The organism is Streptomyces sp. MGP-P1, from assembly GCF_057766565.1.
Genome location: NZ_JBYMEM010000005.1, coordinates 544595 through 565401, shown reverse-complemented (window position 1 = coordinate 565401; position 20807 = coordinate 544595). Strand labels below are relative to the sequence as shown.

Genomic DNA, 20807 nt, shown 5'->3' with positions numbered 1-20807 from the left:
AAGGGGCCGATGCCGCGGCCGTCGGAGGGTGCGAGTGGCGCGGAGGGCGCCGCCGGGTGAGGCAGTCGAATTGCGGGCGACCGTGGGCTGATGGCCGGGGCAAGGGTTGCGGCGGCACCGATGTGCGGTACCGCCGCTGGCACGTCCGCCCAGTTACCAAGCGTCCTCGTAGTTTGCCCATCAGGTCGGGTACTTTGCCCGTCACCTGGTGCGGCTGGCCCGTAATCGACGGGTCGACGTCGCGTGGGTGCTCGGCTTTCGTGCGCGGTCCGTGGGGCCGTTATGCGTTTCAGGTCATCCTCGCGGATGTCCTTGGTCTCGCGGGCCGTTAAATCCTTTGTACTCCAGGACCAGAGGAAGGGATACCCCTGGCCCCGCTTCTTTACTTTTAGGTTCAATCAAGGGCGAATCGGGCGAAGGTGTCACTCCGGTGGCGTCCTTGCTCACCTGGCTGAGCCCCGCCCCGTCTCACCCGGGCAGGGCGGCGCCGGCGGTACGCCGACGACTGGCGTACCAGACCAGTCCGGCGGTGACGGCCGCCGCGCCGACCGCGGCCGCCGCCACGAGAGCGGGGCGGGGCGGCATCGAGAAGGCCGGCAGCCGCTGCTTGAGTCGGACCGGGCGGTTGAAGACGAGAATCGGCCACTCGCGAAGGGTCGCTTCGCGGCGCAGCGCGCGGTCGGGATTGACCGCGTGCGGGTGGCCGACCGACTCCAGCATCGGTACATCGGTCGCCGAGTCGCTGTAGGCGTAGCAGCGCGAAAGGTCGTACCCCTCCGAGACCGCGAGCGCCTTCACGGCCTCGGCCTTGGTCGGTCCGTAGGCGTAGTACTCGACCTCTCCCGTGAAGCACCCGTCGTCACCGACGACCATGCGCGTGGCGACGACGCGGTCGGCGCCGAGCAATTCGCCGATGGGCTCGACGACTTCGGCGCCCGAGGTCGAAACGATGACCACATCGCGCCCCGCCGTGTGGTGCTCTTCGATGAGGGTGGCGGCCTCGTCGTAGATGATCGGGTCGATCAGGTCGTGCAGGGTCTCGGCGACGATCTCCTTGACCTGCTGGACGTTCCACCCCTTGCAGAGCGCGGAGAGATATTCACGCATCCGCTCCATCTGGTCGTGATCTGCGCCCCCGGCGAGGAACACAAACTGTGCGTACGCAGTGCGCAGTACGGCGCGGCGGTTGATCAGTCCGCCTTGGTAGAAGGACTTGCTGAAGGTCAGCGTCGAAGACTTCGCAATGACCGTCTTGTCCAGGTCAAAGAAGGCTGCTGTGCGCGGCGAGAAGCAGTTTTCCACAACGCTGAGCATAGGGGCCCACCATTCGGCGTAAACTCCGGCGCGTGGGTTTGCCTGAGAAGGCCCTCGGGTACACCATGGAAGTCACGGATCGTTCGCGACCGTGCTAACCCGGTCCGGCTCCTCCCCCCCCCGAGTCGGCCGTGGGGACGACCCCCGCTCTCCCCCCCGGCGGGGGTCGTCGCATGTCCGGACGCGTTTTAGGGGTGGGAACCACCTGAGCCTCCCGTCTGGCCGCCCGTCGGCCTGATCGCGCGAGTCGGGTGTCGTGCGACTCGTCTCGTCACAGTGTGTAGCCAGAAGGCCGCGCTCCGGAAGTCGCTGGTTCGGGTTACGAAGTTATTCACAGTCTCGAAGTTGTCCACAATTTTTCATCAAGATCCACATGATTTTCCGAGGTGCTGCACGTTGATTCCACCCGCGAAGTCCGCGGGTGCCGGAATCGCGCATCTCGGAACGCTCCGAGAACACCGCGAACCGCACTGAAGGGGCAGTGAGAAGGGGGCGGAGATCGTGGCTGGATCCATCGCAGGAGAGGGAACGGCGGTCGACGGGGGCCGGCGCGGTGGCCCGCTGATCGTGACGGAGGACGTGGAACTGCTCGACGACCTGCTGCGGCTGTGCGCGGCGGCCGGAGCCGAGCCGGAAGTTCATCACGGGCCGCCCGGGCACCGGGGCGGCTGGGAGCGGGCTCCGATGGTGCTGGTGGGAGACGACGCCGCCGCGCGTTGTCGCGGTGCCGGTCGCAGGAAAGGGGTGATGCTGGTGGGACGGGACCAGGACGACCCCGACGTGTGGCGGCGGGCGGTGGAGATCGGGGCCGAATATGTGCTGCGCCTGCCCGATTCCGAGGCCTGGCTCGTCGATCAGATCGCCAACGCCGCCGAAGGCGTCGGAAGGCCTGCTTTCACCGTCGGTGTGATGGGCGGCCGGGGCGGCTCCGGCGCATCGACGCTGGCCTGCGCCCTCGCCGTGAGTGCGGCGAGGTCCGGCAGGCGGACGATGCTGATCGACGCCGACCCGTTGGGGGGTGGGATCGACGTCCTGCTCGGCGGCGAACGGGCCGAAGGCATGCGATGGCCGGATTTCGCGCAGTCGAAGGGCCGTCTCGGGGGCGGAGCCCTCGAGGACTCGCTGCCCGCCCTCCACGGGCTGCGGGTGCTGAGCTGGGGTCGGGACGACGAGGTGGTGATCCCGCCGCAGGCGATGCGTGCGGTGCTGGCCGCCGCGCGACGACTCGGCGGGGCGGTGGTGGTGGACCTTCCGCGCCGGGTCGACGAGTCAGTCGCCGAAGCACTGGCGCAACTCGATCTGGGCCTGCTCGTGGTGCCGGGCGAACTGCGCGCGGTAGCAGCGGCCAGGCGCGTCGCGGCCACGGTCGGCATGGTGCTGGACGACCTGCGGGTGGTGCCCCGGGGGCCGTACGCGTCAGGGCTGGACGGGCGATGGGTCGCCCAGGCCATCGGTCTCCCGCTCGTCGGCGAACTCCCCTTGGAAGCGGGCCTTCTGGTCTCCCAGGACGACGGCACCCCGCCCGGAGCCGACGCGCGGGGGTCGCTCGCCCGGTTCTGTTCCGCCTTCTGGGAACAGGCAGCGGCGGCCGGTGACGCAAGCTCCGTGACCGGCCTGCCCGGGGGAGGGGCGGCATGACGGACGAACTGCTCGACGCCGTACGCCAGCGGCTGGCACGCAGCGGTGCCGCTCCCACCCCGGCCGGCGTGGCCGCTGCACTCAGGGCCCAGGGGCGGTTGCTGGGTGATGCCGAGGTGCTCGGGGCGGCGGCGGAGTTGCGCGGCGAACTCGTCGGCACGGGAGTGCTGGAGCCGTTGCTCATGGATCCGGAGGTGACCGATGTGCTGGTCTCCGCACCGGACCGGGTGTGGGTGGACCGGGGCGGTGGGCTCCAGCTGACGGGCGTCTCCTTCCCTGACGCGGCGGCGGTGCGGAGGCTGGCCCAGCGTCTCGCCGCGGTGGCGGGCAGAAGGCTCGACGACGCACGTCCGTGGGTGGACGCACGACTGCCCGACGGCACACGGATGCACGCCGTGCTGCCTCCGGTGTCCGTCGGCTCGACCTGCCTCTCCCTGCGCGTGGTGCGGCCGCGGGCCTTCACGTTGGCGGAGTTGGTGGAGGCGGGCACGGTGCCGCCGGGCGGAGATCGGATCCTGCGGGCGCTCGTGGAAGCGCGGATCTCCTATGTGATCAGCGGTGGCACCGGAGCGGGCAAGACGACCCTCCTCGCCAGTCTGCTGGGCGCGGTCGGTCCGAACGAGCGGATCGTGCTCGCCGAGGACTCCGCCGAACTGCGGCCGGACCATCCGCATGTGGTCCGTCTGGAGTCCCGTCCGGCCAATCAGGAGGGGGCGGGCCGGGTGACGTTGCGGGATCTGGTGCGGCAGGCACTGCGCATGCGGCCCGACCGCCTGGTGGTCGGTGAGGTGCGAGGAGCTGAGGTCACGCAGTTGCTGGCCGCCCTGAACACCGGACACGAAGGGGGGTGCGGCACCGTCCACGCCAATGCCGCCGAGCATGTTCCGGCCCGACTGGAGGCTCTGGGCACCGCAGCCGGTCTCGACCGGGTTGCGCTGCACAGCCAGTTGGCGGCCGCGCTCTCTGTGGTCGTGCATCTCGTGCGGGACCGCGCGGGGCAACGGCGAGTCGCCGAGGTGCACGTCCTGGAGCGGGACCCGGCAGGACTGGTCCTCACGGTTCCGGCCCTGAGCTGGGGCGTCGGCGGATTCGTCCCGGAGCGCGGATGGGAACGTCTGCGGTCGCTGATCGGGGGTGCGCTGTGACGGGGGCGACGTCCGCGTACGCGGCCCATGGGGTGGCTCTCTGCGCGGGTGCAGCGGTGTGGCTCGCGATGGTGCGGGACGCGGGCGTTCGGCGGGCGCGAGTGTTGTTCGTGCACGCTCCCGCCGAGTCGGATCGGCCATGGAGCCGATGGCGGCCACACCTGCTCAAGGCGCTGGGGCGTGTGGGGGAGTCGGCCCGGGGGCGTCGGGAGTGGTGGTGCGTTCCGGTCGCGGTGCTGCTTGCGGTGCTGGGGGGTTCGGTGCTGCCGCTGGTCGCGGGGGCCGTGGCGGTCCCGTTGGCGCGCCGGTGGTTGCGGCGGCGGGCAGGGGCGCGGAAGGCGGAGCGGGCCGAGACCGCGGTGGCGGCGTTGTGCGGAGCCGTGGTCGGGGAGCTGCGGGCCGGCCGCGAGCCGGGGCAGGCGTTGCTGGTCGCGCTGCGCGAAGGTCCGGCGGAGGCCGGCCCATCGGCGCCGCCCACTTCAGGCGGCCGGCTGGGGGAGGCGGAGGCCGCGGTGCTGGCGGCGGCGCGGTTCGGCGGCGATGTGCCGGCGGCGCTGCGGCAGGCTGCGGAGGGCCCGGGGCTCGGGGGCCTGTCCGGAATGGCCGCGTGCTGGCGCGTGGCCGTGGACGGCGGGGCCGGGCTGGCGACCGGGCTGGAGCGACTGGAGGCGGCGCTGCGGGAAGACCGGCGCACACGGGAGGAGCTCCGTGCGCAACTGGCGGGAGCGTGGTCGACGGTCGTGGTCCTGGCACTGCTCCCACTTGCGGGTCTGGGGCTGGGAGCGGCACTCGGAGCCGAACCCTTGCGTGTACTGCTGCACACCCCGGGCGGCCTGGCCTGCCTGGCTGTTGGGGTGTTCCTGGAGGCGGCCGGGCTGTACTGGGCCTGCCGGATCGTGCGTGGAGGGGAGGCGGGGTGAACGTGGCGGACGGAGGGCTTCTCCACAGCCTGGGGATGTCGGCGGCGGTGCTGGGCGCGGCGGTGCATCTGGCAGCCGTGATCGCCGCCGGATTTCGGAAGCGAGCGGTGCGCGGGCGGGGTGCGCTGTTGCTGGGGACGGTCATCGCGGCACGGCCCGGCAGGGGGAGCCGGCTGGTCGAGCCGTTCCGGGCGGGCGGTGGTTTGAGTCTCTTCGAGTCCGCCCGGTGTTGGGCGGCCCCGGCCGGGGCCTGGTTGGCCGGATGGTTTCTGGTCGGCGGCGCGATGGGCTGCGCGGTCGGTTCGGCCGCGGCGTACGGGCTGTGGCGGTGGCGGCGAAACCGGCCCGTCGCTCGTCCGGGCGGTGCCCACCGGGAGCGGGCCGTGATCGCCGGGCAGCTTCCGCTGGCCGCGGATCTGCTGGCGGCCTGTATCGCGGTCGGGGCAGGTCCGCGGGAGGCGGCGGCGGAGGTGGGCGAATCCATCGGCGGACCGGTCGGTGATCGGCTCGCCCGTACGGCCGCGGAGATCCGCCTCGGCGGTGAACCGGCCGAGGCGTGGGGCCGGTTCGGGGAGATACCGGGGGCCGGCCCGCTGGCCCGCTGTCTGCACCGAGCGGGTTCGACGGGGGCTCCGGCTGCGGAGCCGGTCGCCAGGCTGGCCGAGTCGATACGCGCCGAGCGAGCCGCCGCGGCGGTGGCGCGGGCGCAACGGGCCGGGGTGCTGATCACGGCGCCGGTAGGCCTCTGCTTCCTCCCCGCCTTCCTGTCGGTCGGGGTGGCGCCGGTGATCATCGGCCTCGCCGGCGACCTGCTCGCGACCGGCCGTCCGGGCGGGTGAGGCTGCGTGGGCCAGTGGGCCGTCTGGGCTGGTGAGGCTGCGTGGACCGGCGGGCCCACCGGGCTGGTGAGCCCGCCGGTTTTCGTGGCCGGCGCGACCTGGCGGCCATTCATTTTCGCTGTCACTAACGGGTGTTCCCTTCGGGCGCCCGCTCGTCATCGATGCTCATCGGGGGATGAAATGGAAACGAAGTTCTGGGGCCGGGCCGTCGACGTTCTGCGCGGAGGCCGGCTGTCCGAGGGTGTGCCGGACCGGAGGGCGAAGTGGGCCGCCCGGTGGGCGGGGCGGCTCGGTCGATCCGACCGGGGGATGACCACGTCCGAGTACGCGGTGGGAACCATTGCCGCGTGCGCCTTCGCGGCGGTGCTCTACAAGGTGGTGAACAGCGGGCCGGTGCTGTCGGCGTTGCAGTCGCTGGTCGAGGACGCGCTCGATGCGAAATTCTGAGACCCCGCCGGGGCATTGCTCGGGCGAGGGGCCCGTGGCATCCGGCCGCAGCCTTCCCCGGAGGCGACGGCGGGGACCGCACGGGGGCCCGGCCATGCGCGGCGACGGGAGCGGCGACCGGGGCGCTGTGACCGCGGAGGCGGCCGTGGTGATCCCGGTGCTGGTGGCCTTCACCATGGCGCTGCTGTGGGCGTTGATGGCGGCCTCGGACCAGATCCGTTGTGTGGACGCGGCGCGCGCGGGAGCGCGGGCGGCGGCCCGCTCTGAGCCGGAGGCGGCGGTACGGGCAGCCGCCCGCGACGCGGCACCCCACGGCGCCCAGGTCGAGGTGGGGCGGGCAGGAGACCTGTGGCGCGTCCGGGTGGAAGCCCCGACCCCGGGGCCGGGCGTGCTGGCCCTGACCTTGAGCGCCGAGGCGGCCGCCCTGGCGGAGGACACGGTCGGGGACTCCGGGCCGTGAGGGCGAGGGAGAAGGAGATCCGGGGCCGCCGCCGAGTGCCGGGCGGGCGTCGTCACCGTCGTCGGTGGGGCAGGTATCCCGCGGTCGGGGCGAGTCGGGCGATGCGGCTCGGGGCGGGTCGGGGCGGGGAGAGAGACGAGGGCGAGAGCGAGGACAGAGGTATGAGCTGGAGGATGGGACGGGGCGCGGACCGGAGAGCGGGGCGGGGAGCGGGACGGCGAACGGATCGCATCGCAGCCAGGCTCGGGGCCCGGATTGCGACCCGGCTCGGGAGCCGCCTCAGGGGCCGGATTGCAGGCCGGATCGCGAACCAGCGTGCGGGTCTCGGTGCGGACCGAGGTGTGGCGACGGTGTGGGTGGCTGTCACCGCGACCGGGCTCTGCACCGTGTTCGCCGTGGTGCTCGCGCTGGGGCAGGCCGTGGCTGCCCGTCACCGGGCGGGCGGGGCCGCGGATCTGGCCGCCCTCGCGGCTGCGGACCGGGCGCTGGAAGGGACGGTGGCCGCGTGTGGGGCGGCCCGGCGAGTGGCCCTGGCCCAGGGGGCCGTGCTCCTTCGCTGCGTGGTGCACGGGGAGATCGCTGATGTGACCGCCCGCTCGGGATTCGGCCCCTACCTGCCCGCTGTCAGGGCCCGGGCCGGCCCTCCCGCGGGCCCTCCCGCCGACCCTGGGGCCGGATCTCCGGGCGATAGCCGGGCTATACCGGGTCGTTCGGTTCCGGGGGTGCGGCCCTGAGGAGTTCGGTGAGCAGGCGTACGGCTCCGCGCTTGTGCAGGGGCTCGTTGCCGTTGCCGCACTTGGGAGACTGGATGCAGGAGGGGCAGCCCGCCTCGCACTCGCAGGACGCGATGGCCTCCCGGGTCGCCGTCAACCACGTACGGGCGGTGTGGAAGGCCCGCTCGGCGAATCCGGCTCCTCCTGGGTGGCCGTCGTAGACGAAGACCGTCGGCAGCAGGGTGTCGGGGTGCAGCGGTACGGACACGCCGCCGATGTCCCAGCGGTCGCAGGTGGCGAAGAGCGGCAGCAGGCCGATCGACGCGTGCTCGGCGGCGTGCAGTGCGCCGCCGAGGATCTCCGGATTGACGCGGGCCGCGTCGAGCTGGTCCTCGGTGACCGTCCACCACACGGCGCGGGTGCGCAGGGTGCGGGGCGGCAGGTCGAGCTTCGTCTCGCCCAGGACTTCCCCGGTGATCAGCTTCCGGCGGAGGAAGGAGACGACCTGGTTGGTGACCTCGACGGAGCCGTAACAGAGCCGCCCCTGGCCCCAGGGGATCTCGGTGTCGGTCTTCAGGACGGTGATGGCCGTGGTGTCGCGGGCGACCGTCGAGTACGGCGGATCGGCCTGTTCGACCAGGGCGACGGAGTCCTCCAGGTCCAGTCTCCGGACCAGGTGGGTGCGGCCCTGGTGGAGGTGGACGGCACCCTCGTGGACGGAGGTGTGGGCGGCGGCCTCGTCGACGGTGCCCAGCAGGCGGCCGGTGCCCTCCTCGACGATCTGGACGGGGCGGCCGCCCCCGCCCCGGATGTCGGCCAGGTCGGCGGCACGCTCGCGGCGCGTCCAGTGCCAGCCCGACGCTCGTCTGCGCAGCAGCTTCGCCGCCTCCAGTTGCGGCAGCAGCTCGGGAACGGCCGGGCCGAAGAGGGCGATGTCGGGCTCGGTCAGGGGTAGCTCGGCGGCCGCGGCGCAGAGGTGGGGGGCGAGGACGTAGGGGTTGTCCGGGTCGAGCACCGTCGACTCGACGGGCTGCTGGAACAGGGCCTCGGGGTGATGCACCAGGTACGTGTCCAGCGGGTCGTCCCGGGCCACGAGAACGGCCAGGGCGCCCTGCCCGGAGCGGCCGGCCCGGCCCGCCTGCTGCCAGAGGGACGCCCGTGTGCCCGGGTAGCCGGAGATGACGACCGCGCCGAGGCCGGAGACGTCGATGCCCAGTTCCAGGGCGGTGGTGGCCGCCAGACCGAGCAGCTCGCCGGAGTGCAGCGCCCGCTCCAGGGCCCGGCGCTCCTCGGGGAGGTAACCCCCGCGATAGGCGGCGACCCGTTTCGGCAGCGAGCGGTCGACCTCCGCGAGGCGCTCCTTCGCGATCACCGAGATCAGTTCCGCGCCGCGCCGGGAGCGTACGAAGGCGACCGAGCGGACGCCCTGGAGGGTCAGGTCGGTGAGGAGGTCGGCGGTCTCGGCCGTCGCGGTACGGCGAACGGGTGCGCCCTTCTCGCCGTGCAGATCGGTCAGCGGGGGCTCCCACAGGGCGAAGACCAGCTCACCGCGCGGGGAGGCGTCGTCGGACACCTCCCGGACCGGCAGACCCGTCAGACGCCCGGCTGCGACCGCGGGATCGGCCGCCGTGGCCGAGGCGAGCAGGAAGACCGGATCGGCCCCGTAGCGGGCGCACAGACGGCGTAGACGGCGCAGGACCTGGGCGACGTGGGAGCCGAAGACGCCCCGGTAGGTGTGGCACTCGTCGATCACGACGTACCGCAGGGCGCGCAGGAACGAGGCCCAGCGGGGGTGGGAAGGCAGGATTCCGCGGTGCAGCATGTCGGGGTTGGTCAGGACGTAGTTCGCGTACTGCCGCACCCATTCGCGTTCCTCGACGGGGGTGTCGCCGTCGTAGACCGCGGCCCTGACGGCGTTGCCGAGCGGGGCCGCGAGCGCCTTCACCGAGCGCCGCTGGTCGGCTGCCAGGGCCTTGGTGGGGGCGAGGTACAGGGCGGTGGCCCCGCGGCCGTTGGGGGCCTCCGAGCCGTCCAGGAGGGTGCTGAGGACCGGCGCGAGGTACGCGAGGGACTTCCCGGAGGCCGTGCCGGTGGCGATCACGACCGACTCGCCGTCCAGCGCGTGTTCCGCCGCGGCCGCCTGATGGGCCCACGGATGGGCGATCCCGGCCTTTTCGATTGCCGAGATCACTTCTGGCCGGATGCGATCCGGCCAGATGGCATGGGTTCCCGATCGCGGGGGCAAGTGCTCCGTATGAGTGATGCGCGCGGCCCGGCCCGCCCCCGCGGCGAGCCGGTCGAGGATCATGGCGGGAGAGGGGCGCGAGCCTCCACTCTCGGGTGGTCGTCCGGGACGGTGATTCTTGGCCATCGGCACCGAGTGTGTCACTGGTGTGACGGACAATGGTCCCAAGGCGTCGTGCATGGCTGCTGGTAAGTGATTGAATGCCATCGCGGCTGGCGATCCGTCCCCTGGCCTCCGTCGGGGAGACCGAGGGGCGACCGCTCGATAGCAAGGTGCTGGAGGATCCGTGGACCTGTCCCTGTCGACTCGCAATGTGTCCGGGCCTGGTGGCGACCGTACGGTCGTCGAGGTCGGTGGCGAGATTGATGTGTATACCGCGCCCAAGCTGCGCGAGCAGTTGGTCGAGTTGGTGAATGACGGCAGCTACCACTTGGTTGTCGACATGGAAGGCGTCGACTTCCTCGACTCCACCGGCCTCGGCGTGCTCGTGGGCGGCTTGAAGCGTGTCCGGGCCCATGAGGGCTCGTTGCGCCTGGTCTGCAACCAGGAGCGCATTCTCAAGATCTTCCGGATCACAGGTCTGACCAAGGTGTTCCCGATTCACACCACGGTCGACGAGGCTGTCGCCGCCACCGACTGAGGTCGGAGCGGACCGGCCCCCGGGCCGGTCGGCAGGCAGTGAACAGGCCGGCAGCGGCAGCGCGTGGGCCGTGACGGGCAGGCGGTCGACCCTTGGGTCGGCTGTCGGCTTCGTCGGCTTCCGGAGGAGGAGAGCAGGGGTGCCGGGCGATATGCCCGGGGCCTCTGAGGCGTACGCCCGAACGTTCGAGGGGGATGTCATGGCCACCGTTGAACTCCGCTTCAGCGCCCAGCCTGAACATGTCAGGACGGCCCGCCTGGTGGCGGCCGCCGTGGCGCGCAGGGCCGGCGTCGACGAGGCGGTGCTCGACGAGGTCAGGCTCGCCGTCGGGGAGGCGTGCAGCCGCGCGGTCGGGCTGCATCGCAGTCACGGCATCACCGAGCCGGTCAGCGTCGCGTTGACCGAGGAGGAGAAGGCGTTCTCCATCGAGGTCGGGGACAGTGTTCCCGGCCCCGGCGGGGGTCCCACCGCGTCCGGGGAGCGCAACGGTTCCGGTGCTTCCGGAGCGGGGCCCGACCGGCCCGATCCAGAGATGGACGGTGAGGGCGAGGACGAGATGGGCCTCGCGGTCATCAGCGGTCTCGTCGACGACGTGGAGGTTCGCTCCGGTGCGGCCGGCGGAGTGATCCGCATGAGCTGGCCGACGGCCGACGCCGCAGTGCGCCGCTGAGGACCGCGCCCACGCCTTGAGGACCCTGCGCCTGCCTCTGTGGGCCCGCGCCCGCGGGGCTTGAGGGCCCTGCGCCCTCTGGGGCCCGTACCTGCGCCTGAGGGCCCTGTGCCCGTGCATGTTGCTCGCGTGTGCCCGTGGCCGCGCGGTCTGTGTTCCTGCCCCGTACCCCGTGGCACCTCCGTGTCCGTGCCGCCGTTCCTGCGCCTCTGAACGTGATTCCGGGCCGGGAGAGAGTCACGTGTCGACGTGCCGAGGTGCTGGGATCCGGCCTCCGATCCCATGCGTCGAGGATCGCGGGCGTTGAGCCGCGCGGATGATGTGCGGATGATGTTTCGTTTTTCCAGGCCCTGCTGATCAGGGCCTTTTTTCGTGAGTGCCCTCGCGTAATGCGCCTGCCTCATTACTGCATTCGAGGAGAATCTCTCCGCTGATCTTTCGGCGTTGGGGGGAGAGCGATCAATTCTCTTCCCACCCACTGTTTTGATCAGGTTCCGCTCCCTACAATCCGTCCACGACTTGAGCGCTGAGCGTCAAGGAGGACGTATGGCGGAGTTCTTCACCACCCCAATGGCAGCACTGACGCAAGAATCCGCACTTTCCGATCGGCCCGTCTCCCTCGCGGCGGCGGTACTCACCGACGGCAACCGGCTGATCGTCGTCGTGGTGGCGGTCGTCGCCGTCGCCGCGCTGGTCGTCGCCCAGCTGCTCGTCCGCCAGGTCCTGGCGGCCGGCGAGGGCACCGAACGCATGAAGGAGATCGCCGCGGCGGTCCAGGAGGGCGCGAACGCCTATCTGTCCCGACAGCTGCGCACGGTCGGTGTCTTCTCCATCGTCGTGTTCTTCCTGTTGTTCCTGTTGCCGGCCGACAACTGGTCGCAGCGCGCGGGTCGTTCCCTCTTCTTCCTGGTGGGTGCGATTTTCTCCGCGGCGACCGGATACATCGGCATGCGGCTCGCGGTACGGAGCAATGTGCGGGTGGCCGCAGCCGCCCGTGAGGCGACCCCAGCGGAAGGCGAGCCGGAAAAGGATCTCACCGCCGTCTCGCACAAAGCGATGAAGATCGCTTTCCGTACCGGTGGCGTGGTCGGAATGATCACTGTGGGACTCGGCCTGCTCGGGGCCTCCTGCGTGGTGCTCGTCTATGCTGCCGACGCGCCCAAGGTGCTGGAAGGGTTCGGTCTCGGCGCGGCGCTGATCGCCATGTTCATGAGGGTCGGCGGTGGGATCTTCACCAAGGCCGCGGATGTCGGGGCCGACCTGGTGGGCAAGGTCGAGCAGGGCATTCCGGAGGACGATCCGCGCAACGCCGCCACCATCGCCGACAACGTGGGCGACAACGTCGGTGACTGCGCGGGCATGGCCGCCGACCTCTTCGAGTCGTACGCCGTGACGCTCGTCGCGGCGCTCATCCTCGGTACGGCCGCGTTCGGCGACTCCGGTCTCGCCTTCCCTCTGATGGTCCCGGCGATCGGCGTCGTCACAGCGATGATCGGGATCTTCGCGGTGGCCCCGCGCCGCGCCGACCGCAGCGGCATGACCGCGATCAACCGCGGCTTCTTCATCTCCGCGGTGGTCTCGCTCGCCCTGGTGGCCGTCGCCGCCTTCACCTATCTGCCCTCCTCGTACGCCGAGCTGGACGGGGTCACCGACGAGGCGATCGCCGGACACGGCGGCGATCCGCGGATCTTCGCCCTGGTCGCGGTGGCCATCGGCATCGTCCTGGCCGCGCTCATCCAGCAGCTCACCGGCTACTTCACCGAGACCACCCGCCGCCCGGTCCGGGACATCGGGAAATCCTCGCTCACCGGCCCGGCCACCGTGGTGCTGGCGGGCATCTCCATCGGCCTGGAATCGGCCGTGTACACCGCGTTGCTTATCAGCCTGGGCGTCTACGGGGCGTTCCTGCTGGGCGGCACGTCGATCATGCTGGCGCTCTTCGCGGTCGCGCTCGCCGGGACGGGGCTCCTCACCACCGTGGGCGTCATCGTCGCCATGGACACCTTCGGACCGGTCTCGGACAACGCCCAGGGCATCGCCGAGATGTCCGGGGACGTCACGGGGCCGGCGCCCAGGTGCTCACCGACCTGGACGCGGTCGGCAACACGACCAAAGCGATCACCAAAGGCATCGCCATCGCCACCGCCGTCCTCGCTGCGGCGGCGCTCTTCGGGTCCTACCGCGACGCCATCGCCACGGCGGTGGACGAGGTCGGGGCAGGGGCGGGCGAGCTGGGGCTGAGCCTGGACATCTCGCAGCCCAACAACCTCGTCGGCCTGATCCTGGGCGCCGCGGTCGTCTTCCTGTTCTCCGGGCTGGCCATCAGCGCCGTCTCCCGGTCCGCCGGGGCCGTGGTCTACGAGGTCAGGCGGCAGTTCCGCGAGCACCCCGGGATCATGGACTACTCGGAGAAGCCCGAGTACGGGCGCGTCGTCGACATCTGCACGCGCGACGCCCTGCGCGAACTGGCCACACCGGGACTGCTGGCGGTCCTGGCGCCGATCGGGGTCGGCTTCACCCTCGGCGTCGGCGCCCTCGGCTCGTACCTCGCCGGCGCGATCGCCACGGGCACGTTGATGGCCGTGTTCCTCGCCAACTCCGGGGGCGCCTGGGACAACGCCAAGAAGCTCGTCGAGGACGGCCACCACGGTGGGAAGGGCAGCGAGGCCCATGCCGCGACCGTCATCGGCGACACGGTCGGAGACCCGTTCAAGGACACGGCGGGCCCGGCGATCAACCCGCTGCTCAAGGTGATGAACCTGGTCGCCCTGCTCATCGCCCCGGCGATCGTGCAGTTCAGCTACGGAGCGGACGCCAACCCCTGGGTGCGGGCGCTGGTGGCGGTCGTCGCCATCGGGATCATCGTCGTCGCGGTCTACGTCTCCAAGCGGCGCGGCATCGCCGTGGGCGATGACGACGCCCCGGGCGGCGGCAGCCCCTCGGTTCCCGCGCCGGATCCAGCGGCGGCCCCATGAGCCTTGCGTAGCGAGGTGTGCCGGGCGCGCGCTGCGGTGTGCCGTCGGCTCAAGGAGCGGGCGGGCGGCTCGTCTTGACGTGCCGTCCGCCCGGCCGCCGCTACCGTCCGCTCCCTCTCCGCCTCCCGCTCCCCTCCGGATGACCGGGAGCAGCCTTTCGGATGAGTGACCGATCGTGCGTCCGATTCTTGGCGCGAGTGGCATCTCCCTCATTTCCCTTGGTGCAAATGGCTTCAAAAGCGTGCACACCGGATGACCGGCACCCGGCTGTCGTCCCCTCGGCGTGTAAGTTCCGGGGCCGAGAGCCTTGGAAGGGACCAATCCGGTGAACAAGAAGCTTGCAGCCGCACTGTCCGGCGGTGCGGTACTCGTACTGACGCTGTCGGGCTGCAGCGACGACAGCGACAACAAGGTCAACGACTGGGCCAAGAAGGTCTGCGACCAGGTTCAGCCGCAACTGCAGAAGATCGCCAACGCCAACGCCTCCATCCAGCAGCAGACCGCGGACAACAGCAAGCCCGCGGACGTCCAGAAGACGGACTCGGCCGCCTTCCAGCAGATCTCCCAGGCGTACAAGTCGCTGGGCACCGCCGTGGACTCGGCCGGGCCGCCGCCGGTCGACGGCGGCGAGACCACGCAGAAGGAAGCGGTCAAGGAGCTCAACGCCTCCTCCAAGGCGTACGCCGACCTCAAGACCGAGGTCGATGCGCTCGACACCAAGGACCAGGCGAAGTTCGCCGACGGGCTGAAGGGCATCGCCGACGAGCTGAACAAGATCAGCACCAGCGGTGACCAGGCTCTGAAGAAGCTCCAGTCCGGTGAGGTCGGCGTCGCGATGTCGAAGCAGAAGGGCTGCCAGAAGCCGAGTGCCTCGACCGGCCCCTCCGGCTCCGCGGCGGCCGGCTCCGACGCGTCCCCGGCGGGCACGGACGCAGACAAGAACGACGCGACGGAGAAGGACTCGACGGAGTAGGGACTCCGCGGACAAGGACTCGACGGAGTAGGGACTCCGCGGACAAGGACTCGACGGAGGAGGGACTCCGCGGGCAAGGACCCTGCGGACAAGGACTCCGCGGAGAAGAAGGGCTGAGCGCCGTTCTTGCGGCCCGGACACCCGGCGGGTGTCCGGGCCGCTGCCGTTGTCGGTGGGAGCGGACACAATGGGTGGGTGAGTAAGAGCAGCCTTCCCGCACCCGACCACGCCGCCGCCCTCCGTGAGGCCCTGCTCGCCGCGGACTTCACCGCGGACGGGCTCCTTGACCGCCTCGGCGCGCCCGCCTATGCCGCCCTCGCCCGCAGCGAGACGGTCCCCGCCCTGCGGGCCACCCGGGGTGACACCCCGCTCGACACGCTGGTGCGGCTGTTCCTGTTGCAGCGTCCCGTCGCCGAGGAGCAGGCACGTGCCGCCCTGCCGCTCGCCGAGTGCCTCGCGGACGGCTGGGTGAGCCACGCCGACGGGAGGGTCCGTGCGGGCGTCGACGTACGGCCGTACGGGGGGCCGGACGGCGAGGACTGGTTCATCGTGTCCGACCTCGGGTGCTCGGTCGGCGGTGCGGGAGGGATCGGCTCGCGCGAGGAGGGCGTCGTCCTCGGGGTAGGCGGGGCCTCCACCACCCTCGCCGGGATCACGGTCCGGGCACCGGTCGCCTCGGCCCTCGACCTCGGTACGGGCTCCGGCATCCAGGCACTGCACGCCGCCCAGCACGCGAGCCGGGTCACCGCCACCGACCTCAATCCCCGCGCCCTGGAGTTCACCCGGCTCACCCTCGCCCTGTCCGGCGCCGCCCCCGCCGACCTGCGCGAGGGCTCCCTCTTCGAGCCGGTGGGCTCCGATACGTTCGACCTGATCGTCTCCAACCCGCCCTTCGTCATCTCGCCCGGCGCCCGCCTCACCTATCGGGACGGCGGCATGGGCGGCGACGACCTGTGCCGGGCGCTGGTGCAGCAGTCCGGCGCCCATCTGAATGAGGGGGGCTACGCCCAGTTCCTCGCCAACTGGCAGCAGGTGGAGGGCGAGGAGTGGCAGGACCGGCTGCGCTCCTGGGTGCCGTACGGCTGTGACGCCTGGATCGTCCAGCGCGAGGTCCAGGACGTCACGCAGTACGCCGAGCTGTGGCTGCGGGACAGCGGCGACCACCGCAGCGACCCCGCCGAGTACACCGAGCGGTACGAGGCGTGGCTCGACGAGTTCGAGGCGCGGGGCGCCACGGCCGTGGGGTTCGGCTGGATCACCCTGCGCAAATCCGCCGCGGCGGCGGCCGGGAACCCCTCGGTCGTGATCGAGGAGTGGCCGCACGCGGTGCGGCAGCCGCTCGGGCAGGCCGTCCAGGAGCACTTCGCCCGCCAGGACTACCTCCGCGACCAGGACGACGCGGCGCTGCTCGCCGGCCACTTCGTCCTCGCCGCCGAGGTCGTGCAGGAGCAGGTCGGCCTGCCGGGTGCGGAGGACCCCGAGCATGTGGTGCTGCGTCAGCACCGCGGCATGATGCGGGCGACCAAGGTCGACGCGGTGGCCGCCGGGTTCGCGGGCGTGTGCGACGGCTCGCTGCCCGCCGGGCGGATCCTGGACGCCATCGCGCAGTTGATGGCGGAGGACCCGGTGCTCCTGCGCGACCGCACCCCGCAGGCGATCCGGCTGCTGGTCGAGGAGGGCTTCCTGGAGCCGGCGCCCGGCGCTGTACCGCGGAGCCAGTAGGCCGCGGAGGGTGCGGGAGGGCCTCGGCGAGTGCGGTGTGCGTGAGGGCCTCAGCAAGTGCGGAGTGCGTGGAGGGCGCGGCGAGCGCGGCGTGTGCCGAGGCCGCCGAGGGCGCGGCCGCGGGCGAACTGGAGGCCGTCTCCGTACGACGGTGTGGGCTGGAGGCCGTGTCCGTAGGACAGTGACCGCGGCCGCCTTCCGGTACGGGGTGGGGAGGGCTCCCCGGTCGGGCGGTGCCGCCCTTGTCACCAGTGCGTTTCTGCTCCGCGCGCTCTCCGGCGCCGCCGGGCCGTGCGTTCCGGTCGGGTGATAGCCGTCCGATCCGAATCCGGCCCGAATCCGGCTCGAATCCGGCCCCTACGCGATGCGTATGCGGCCGATGGGGTTCCGCTGGTCGGCGGGGGAGTGCTGTTCACCCGGGGTTCGTGTGGGCGATGCCCCGGGGTGACAACCTCCCCGTGCCGGGCCGTCGAGGTCCGGCTCCGGGACCGGCCGGCCCGCCCCGGGCGGTTCGCCACGACGGTCCAGGAGTACGACATGGAGAGCGTCTCAGCAGTCTTCGCCGGTACGGCCCTGGCGCTGTTCGGCACCGCCCTCCTGATCTGGACAGGGGCGCGAGCCCTGCACCGCGCGCCGGTGGCGCACGGTGTGAGCCCCGTCGCCTCCACCGCACTCACGACGCTCTTCGGCGTAGTTTTCCTCGGCCTCGGCGTGTGGTGCTTCACGCTCGTCTGATCCCCGCCCCCGGCAGTGCGGCGCCCGGGCCGACAGGTTGCCCGGCGGACACCGCGACCACCTCCGAAAAGACACCGGCCAAGCCTCCGCGCGGCGCGGACCCGGCGGTCCGGGCGGCAGGAATGGCGGAAGTCGGGTTACCGTTCGAGTGGCCGTTGCGGGCTTTTGCCGTTTGACACGGGGGCGGGTTGTACCGTCACACTCCGCAGCGACAGCACCGCGGGCAGCGTCATGACGCTGCCCGGATGCCCATCGAGTGTCGACCGGAGAGAAGAGCGAAGTTGTCCCCGACCAGCGAGACCGCACAGGGCGGCCGCCGACTCGTCATCGTCGAGTCGCCTGCCAAGGCGAAGACGATCAAGGGCTATCTCGGCCCCGGATACGTCGTCGAGGCGAGCGTCGGGCACATCCGCGACCTCCCGAACGGCGCGGCCGAGGTCCCGGACGAGTACACCGGCGAGGTACGCCGCCTCGGGGTGGACGTCGAACACGACTTCCAGCCCATCTATGTCGTCAACGCCGACAAGAAGGCCCAGGTCAGGAAGCTCAAGCAGCTGCTGGCCGAGTCCGACGAACTCTTCCTCGCCACCGATGAGGACCGCGAGGGCGAAGCCATCGCGTGGCACCTCCAGGAAGTGCTCAAGCCCAAGGTCCCGGTCCACCGGATGGTCTTCCACGAGATCACCAAGGACGCGATCCGGGCCGCCGTCGCCAACCCGCGCGAGCTCAACCAGCGCATGGTCGACGCCCAGGAGACCCGCCGCATCCTCGACCGCCTCTACGGCTACGAGGTCTCGCCGGTCCTGTGGAAGAAGGTCATGCCGAAGCTCTCGGCGGGCCGCGTCCAGTCGGTCGCCACCCGGCTCGTCGTCGAGCGGGAGCGCGAGCGCATCGCCTTCCGCTCCGCCGAGTACTGGGACCTGACCGGAAAGTTCGCCACCGGCCGCACCGGTGACGCCTCCGACCCCTCGACCCTCACCGCCCGCCTCAGCGCGGTCGACGGCCGCCGTATCGCCCAGGGCCGTGACTTCGGCCCCGACGGGCAGCTGAAGGCCGGCTCCGCCCAGACCCTGCACCTGGACGAGACGAACGCCCGCGCCCTCGCCGCCGCGCTCGCCGACTCCTCCTTCGCGGTCCGGTCCGTCGAGTCGAAGCCGTACCGCCGCTCCCCGTACGCCCCCTTCCGGACCACGACCCTCCAGCAGGAGGCGAGCCGCAAGCTGGGCTTCGGGGCGAAGGCGACCATGCAGGTGGCGCAGAAGCTGTACGAGAACGGCTTCATCACCTATATGCGTACGGACTCCACGACCCTCTCGGACACCGCGGTCTCCGCGGCCCGGGCCCAGGTCACGCAGTTGTACGGGGCGAACTACCTCCCCGAGAAGCCGCGTACGTACGCCGGGAAGGTCAAGAACGCGCAGGAGGCGCACGAGGCGATCCGCCCCTCCGGCGACCGCTTCCGCACCCCCGCCGAGACCGGCCTCACCGGCGACCAGTTCCGGCTCTACGAGCTGATCTGGAAGCGGACCGTCGCCTCCCAGATGAAGGACGCCGTAGGCGACTCCGTCACCGTCAAGATCGGTGGCCGGGCGAGCGACGGCCGGGACGCCGAGTTCTCCGCCTCCGGCAAGACGATCACCTTCCACGGCTTCATGAAGGCGTACGTCGAGGGCGCGGACGACCCGAACGCCGAGCTGGACGACCGTGAGCGCCGGCTGCCGCAGGTGGCCGAGGGCGACGCGCTGTCCGCCGAGGAGGTCACGGTCGACGGGCACGCCACCAAGCCCCCGGCCCGTTACACCGAGGCCTCGCTGGTCAAGGAGCTGGAAGAGCGCGAGATCGGCCGCCCGTCGACGTACGCCTCGATCATCGGGACCATTCTCGACCGCGGCTACGTCTTCAAGAAGGGCACGGCACTCGTCCCGTCCTTCCTGTCCTTCGCCGTGGTCAACCTGCTGGAGAAGCACTTCGGCCGGCTCGTCGACTACGACTTCACCGCCCGCATGGAGGACGACCTCGACCGCATCTCGCGCGGCGAGGCCCAGTCCGTGCCGTGGCTCAAGCGCTTCTACTTCGGCGCCCAGCCCGGTGACGACATCGCGGGAGTCGGCGCGGCCTCCGACGCCGGCAACGGCGACGGCGACCACCTCGGCGGCCTGAAGGCACTGGTCACCGACCTCGGTGCGATCGACGCCCGGGAGATCTCCTCCTTCCCGGTCGGCAATGACATCAAGCTCCGCGTCGGCCGCTACGGCCCGTACATCGAGCGGGGCGAGAAGGACGCCGAGGGCCATCAGCGGGCCGACGTCCCCGAGGACCTGGCACCCGACGAGCTGACCGTCGAGCTCGCCGAGGAGCTGCTGGCGAAGCCCAGCGGCGACTTCGAGCTGGGCGCCGACCCGGTCAGCGGCAACCAGATCATCGCCAAGGACGGCCGCTACGGCCCGTACGTCACCGAGGTGCTGCCCGAGGGGACGCCGAAGACCGGCAAGAACGCGGTGAAGCCGCGGACCGCCTCCCTCTTCAAGTCCATGTCCCTGGACACGGTCACCCTCGCCGACGCCCTCAAGCTGATGTCGCTGCCGCGCGTCGTCGGCGAGGACGCCGAGGGCGTCGAGATCACCGCGCAGAACGGCCGCTACGGCCCGTATCTGAAGAAGGGCACCGACTCCCGGTCGTTGACCTCCGAGGACCAGCTCTTCGACATCACCCTCGAAGAGGCCCTCGCGATCTACGCCCAGCCCAAGCAGCGCGGCCGGGCCGCGGCCAAGCCGCCGCTCAAGGAGCTGGGCACCGACCCGGTCAGCGGTGCCCCGGTCGTGGTGAAGGACGGCCGCTTCGGCGCGTACGTCACCGACGGCGAGACCAACGCGACGCTGCGGACCGACGACAGCGTCGAGGACATCACGCCGGAGCGTGGCTACGAGCTGCTCGCCGAGAAGCGCGCCAAGGGGCCCGCGAAGAAGAAGACGGCCAAGAAGGCACCGGCGAAGAAGGCGACGGCCAAGAAGACGGCCGCCAAGACGACGACGGCCACCAAGACCACGGCCGCCAAGAAGACCGCGGCGAAGAAGACGACGACGGCCAAGAAGGCGACGACCGCCAAGACGGCCGTCAAGAAGACGACGGCGACAGCGAAGAAGACGGCGTCCGCCTCTGCCTCCGCCGCCGCCCCGTCGGACGACTGACCCCGCCGTCGCGCGGATCGCCCCGCGCACGCCGACGCACTACCGCCCGGTGCCTCGATCCCTGTGATCCAGGTGCCGGGCGGTCGTGCGTCGGCGTGCGGGGTGGTGTGCGCAAGTGCGCCGGGCGGCGGCGCGAAAGAGTGCGCGGCGGTGGTGCGCAAGAGGGTCTCGCGCACCATGGCC

15 protein-coding genes and 1 pseudogene are annotated in these 20807 nt (G+C 71.4%); 14 read left to right on the top strand and 2 right to left on the bottom strand.

Annotated features, from left to right (window positions below; genetic code table 11):
* Positions 1 to 468: 468 nt before the first annotated feature.
* A complete protein-coding gene (locus tag AC3CH1_RS11945) occupies positions 469 to 1314 on the bottom strand; it encodes an HAD family hydrolase (protein ID WP_003967438.1) in 846 nt (281 codons plus the stop codon).
* A 501-nt stretch (positions 1315 to 1815) separates the two neighbouring features.
* On the opposite strand from AC3CH1_RS11945, the gene ssd reads away from it, so the two are divergent.
* From ssd to AC3CH1_RS11910, 7 genes are all read left to right on the top strand, one after another.
* Entirely contained in the window at positions 1816 to 2952 is a 1137-nt protein-coding gene (ssd, locus tag AC3CH1_RS11940; RefSeq protein ID WP_488462877.1) for a septum site-determining protein Ssd, read from the top strand.
* Entirely contained in the window at positions 2949 to 4097 is a 1149-nt protein-coding gene (locus tag AC3CH1_RS11935; protein ID WP_488462876.1) for a TadA family conjugal transfer-associated ATPase, read from the top strand. The genes ssd and AC3CH1_RS11935 overlap by 4 nt, the downstream gene beginning before the upstream one ends.
* Positions 4094 to 5017: a type II secretion system F family protein gene (locus AC3CH1_RS11930; protein ID WP_488462875.1), complete on the top strand. Its 924-nt coding sequence runs from the start codon at positions 4094 to 4096 to the stop codon at positions 5015 to 5017. Before AC3CH1_RS11935 ends, AC3CH1_RS11930 begins: the two co-directional genes overlap by 4 nt.
* Positions 5014 to 5856, top strand: coding sequence for a type II secretion system F family protein (locus tag AC3CH1_RS11925; RefSeq protein ID WP_488462874.1), 843 nt, complete (start codon positions 5014 to 5016; stop codon positions 5854 to 5856). Before AC3CH1_RS11930 ends, AC3CH1_RS11925 begins: the two co-directional genes overlap by 4 nt.
* A 180-nt stretch (positions 5857 to 6036) precedes the next feature.
* The gene (locus tag AC3CH1_RS11920) at positions 6037 to 6303 is read left to right on the top strand and encodes a DUF4244 domain-containing protein (protein ID WP_398064836.1); all 267 of its coding nucleotides are present in this window, start codon (positions 6037 to 6039) and stop codon (positions 6301 to 6303) included.
* 94 nt (positions 6304 to 6397) lie between these two features.
* Entirely contained in the window at positions 6398 to 6763 is a 366-nt protein-coding gene (locus AC3CH1_RS11915; RefSeq protein WP_488462873.1) for a TadE family type IV pilus minor pilin, read from the top strand.
* Between the two features lie 101 nt (positions 6764 to 6864).
* On the top strand, positions 6865 to 7497 hold the full coding sequence (locus AC3CH1_RS11910; RefSeq protein ID WP_488462872.1) for an Rv3654c family TadE-like protein: 633 nt from the start codon (positions 6865 to 6867) through the stop codon (positions 7495 to 7497).
* On the opposite strand, the gene AC3CH1_RS11905 is transcribed toward AC3CH1_RS11910, so the two are convergent.
* Positions 7460 to 9928 carry a DEAD/DEAH box helicase gene (locus AC3CH1_RS11905; RefSeq protein ID WP_488462871.1) on the bottom strand — a complete coding sequence of 823 codons (2469 nt, stop codon included), beginning with the start codon at positions 9926 to 9928 and terminating at the stop codon, positions 7460 to 7462. The two genes, AC3CH1_RS11910 and AC3CH1_RS11905, sit on opposite strands and share 38 nt — an antisense overlap.
* A 79-nt stretch (positions 9929 to 10007) precedes the next feature.
* Between AC3CH1_RS11905 and AC3CH1_RS11900 the strand changes: the two genes are divergently transcribed.
* The 7 genes and pseudogenes from AC3CH1_RS11900 to topA all read left to right on the top strand — a co-directional run bounded on the left by AC3CH1_RS11900 (position 10008) and on the right by topA (position 20624).
* A complete protein-coding gene (locus tag AC3CH1_RS11900; protein WP_003967428.1) occupies positions 10008 to 10361 on the top strand; it encodes an STAS domain-containing protein in 354 nt (117 codons plus the stop codon).
* Positions 10362 to 10560: 199 nt separating this feature from the next.
* Positions 10561 to 11031 (top strand): ATP-binding protein, encoded by a 471-nt coding sequence (locus tag AC3CH1_RS11895; protein WP_488462870.1) that lies wholly within the window; start codon positions 10561 to 10563, stop codon positions 11029 to 11031.
* Between the two features lie 546 nt (positions 11032 to 11577).
* Positions 11578 to 14006, top strand: a pseudogene (locus AC3CH1_RS11890) (sodium-translocating pyrophosphatase).
* Positions 14007 to 14331: 325 nt separating this feature from the next.
* Positions 14332 to 14979 carry a small secreted protein gene (locus tag AC3CH1_RS11885; RefSeq protein WP_488462869.1) on the top strand — a complete coding sequence of 216 codons (648 nt, stop codon included), beginning with the start codon at positions 14332 to 14334 and terminating at the stop codon, positions 14977 to 14979.
* Positions 14980 to 15174: 195 nt separating this feature from the next.
* Complete coding sequence (locus AC3CH1_RS11880; protein WP_488462868.1) at positions 15175 to 16701, top strand: DUF7059 domain-containing protein; 1527 nt, start codon at positions 15175 to 15177, stop codon at positions 16699 to 16701.
* A gap of 537 nt (positions 16702 to 17238) precedes the next feature.
* On the top strand, positions 17239 to 17436 hold the full coding sequence (locus tag AC3CH1_RS11875; RefSeq protein WP_488463482.1) for a hypothetical protein: 198 nt from the start codon (positions 17239 to 17241) through the stop codon (positions 17434 to 17436).
* A gap of 281 nt (positions 17437 to 17717) precedes the next feature.
* Positions 17718 to 20624 (top strand): type I DNA topoisomerase, encoded by a 2907-nt coding sequence (topA, locus tag AC3CH1_RS11870; RefSeq protein ID WP_488462867.1) that lies wholly within the window; start codon positions 17718 to 17720, stop codon positions 20622 to 20624.
* The last annotated feature ends 183 nt before the right edge of the window (positions 20625 to 20807 follow it).

Bases quoted from the DNA above. Each gene is read 5' to 3' on its own strand.
- AC3CH1_RS11910 (WP_488462872.1), top strand. From the start codon at position 6,865: ATGCGGCTCGGGGCGGGTCGGGGCGGGGAGAGAGACGAGGGCGAGAGC.
- AC3CH1_RS11905 (WP_488462871.1), bottom strand. From the start codon at position 9,928: ATGGCATTCAATCACTTACCAGCAGCCATGCACGACGCCTTGGGACCA.
- AC3CH1_RS11875 (WP_488463482.1), top strand. From the start codon at position 17,239: ATGGAGAGCGTCTCAGCAGTCTTCGCCGGTACGGCCCTGGCGCTGTTC.
- AC3CH1_RS11935 (WP_488462876.1), top strand. From the start codon at position 2,949: ATGACGGACGAACTGCTCGACGCCGTACGCCAGCGGCTGGCACGCAGC.
- AC3CH1_RS11915 (WP_488462873.1), top strand. From the start codon at position 6,398: ATGCGCGGCGACGGGAGCGGCGACCGGGGCGCTGTGACCGCGGAGGCG.
- AC3CH1_RS11920 (WP_398064836.1), top strand. From the start codon at position 6,037: ATGGAAACGAAGTTCTGGGGCCGGGCCGTCGACGTTCTGCGCGGAGGC.
- AC3CH1_RS11895 (WP_488462870.1), top strand. From the start codon at position 10,561: ATGGCCACCGTTGAACTCCGCTTCAGCGCCCAGCCTGAACATGTCAGG.
- AC3CH1_RS11945 (WP_003967438.1), bottom strand. From the start codon at position 1,314: ATGCTCAGCGTTGTGGAAAACTGCTTCTCGCCGCGCACAGCAGCCTTC.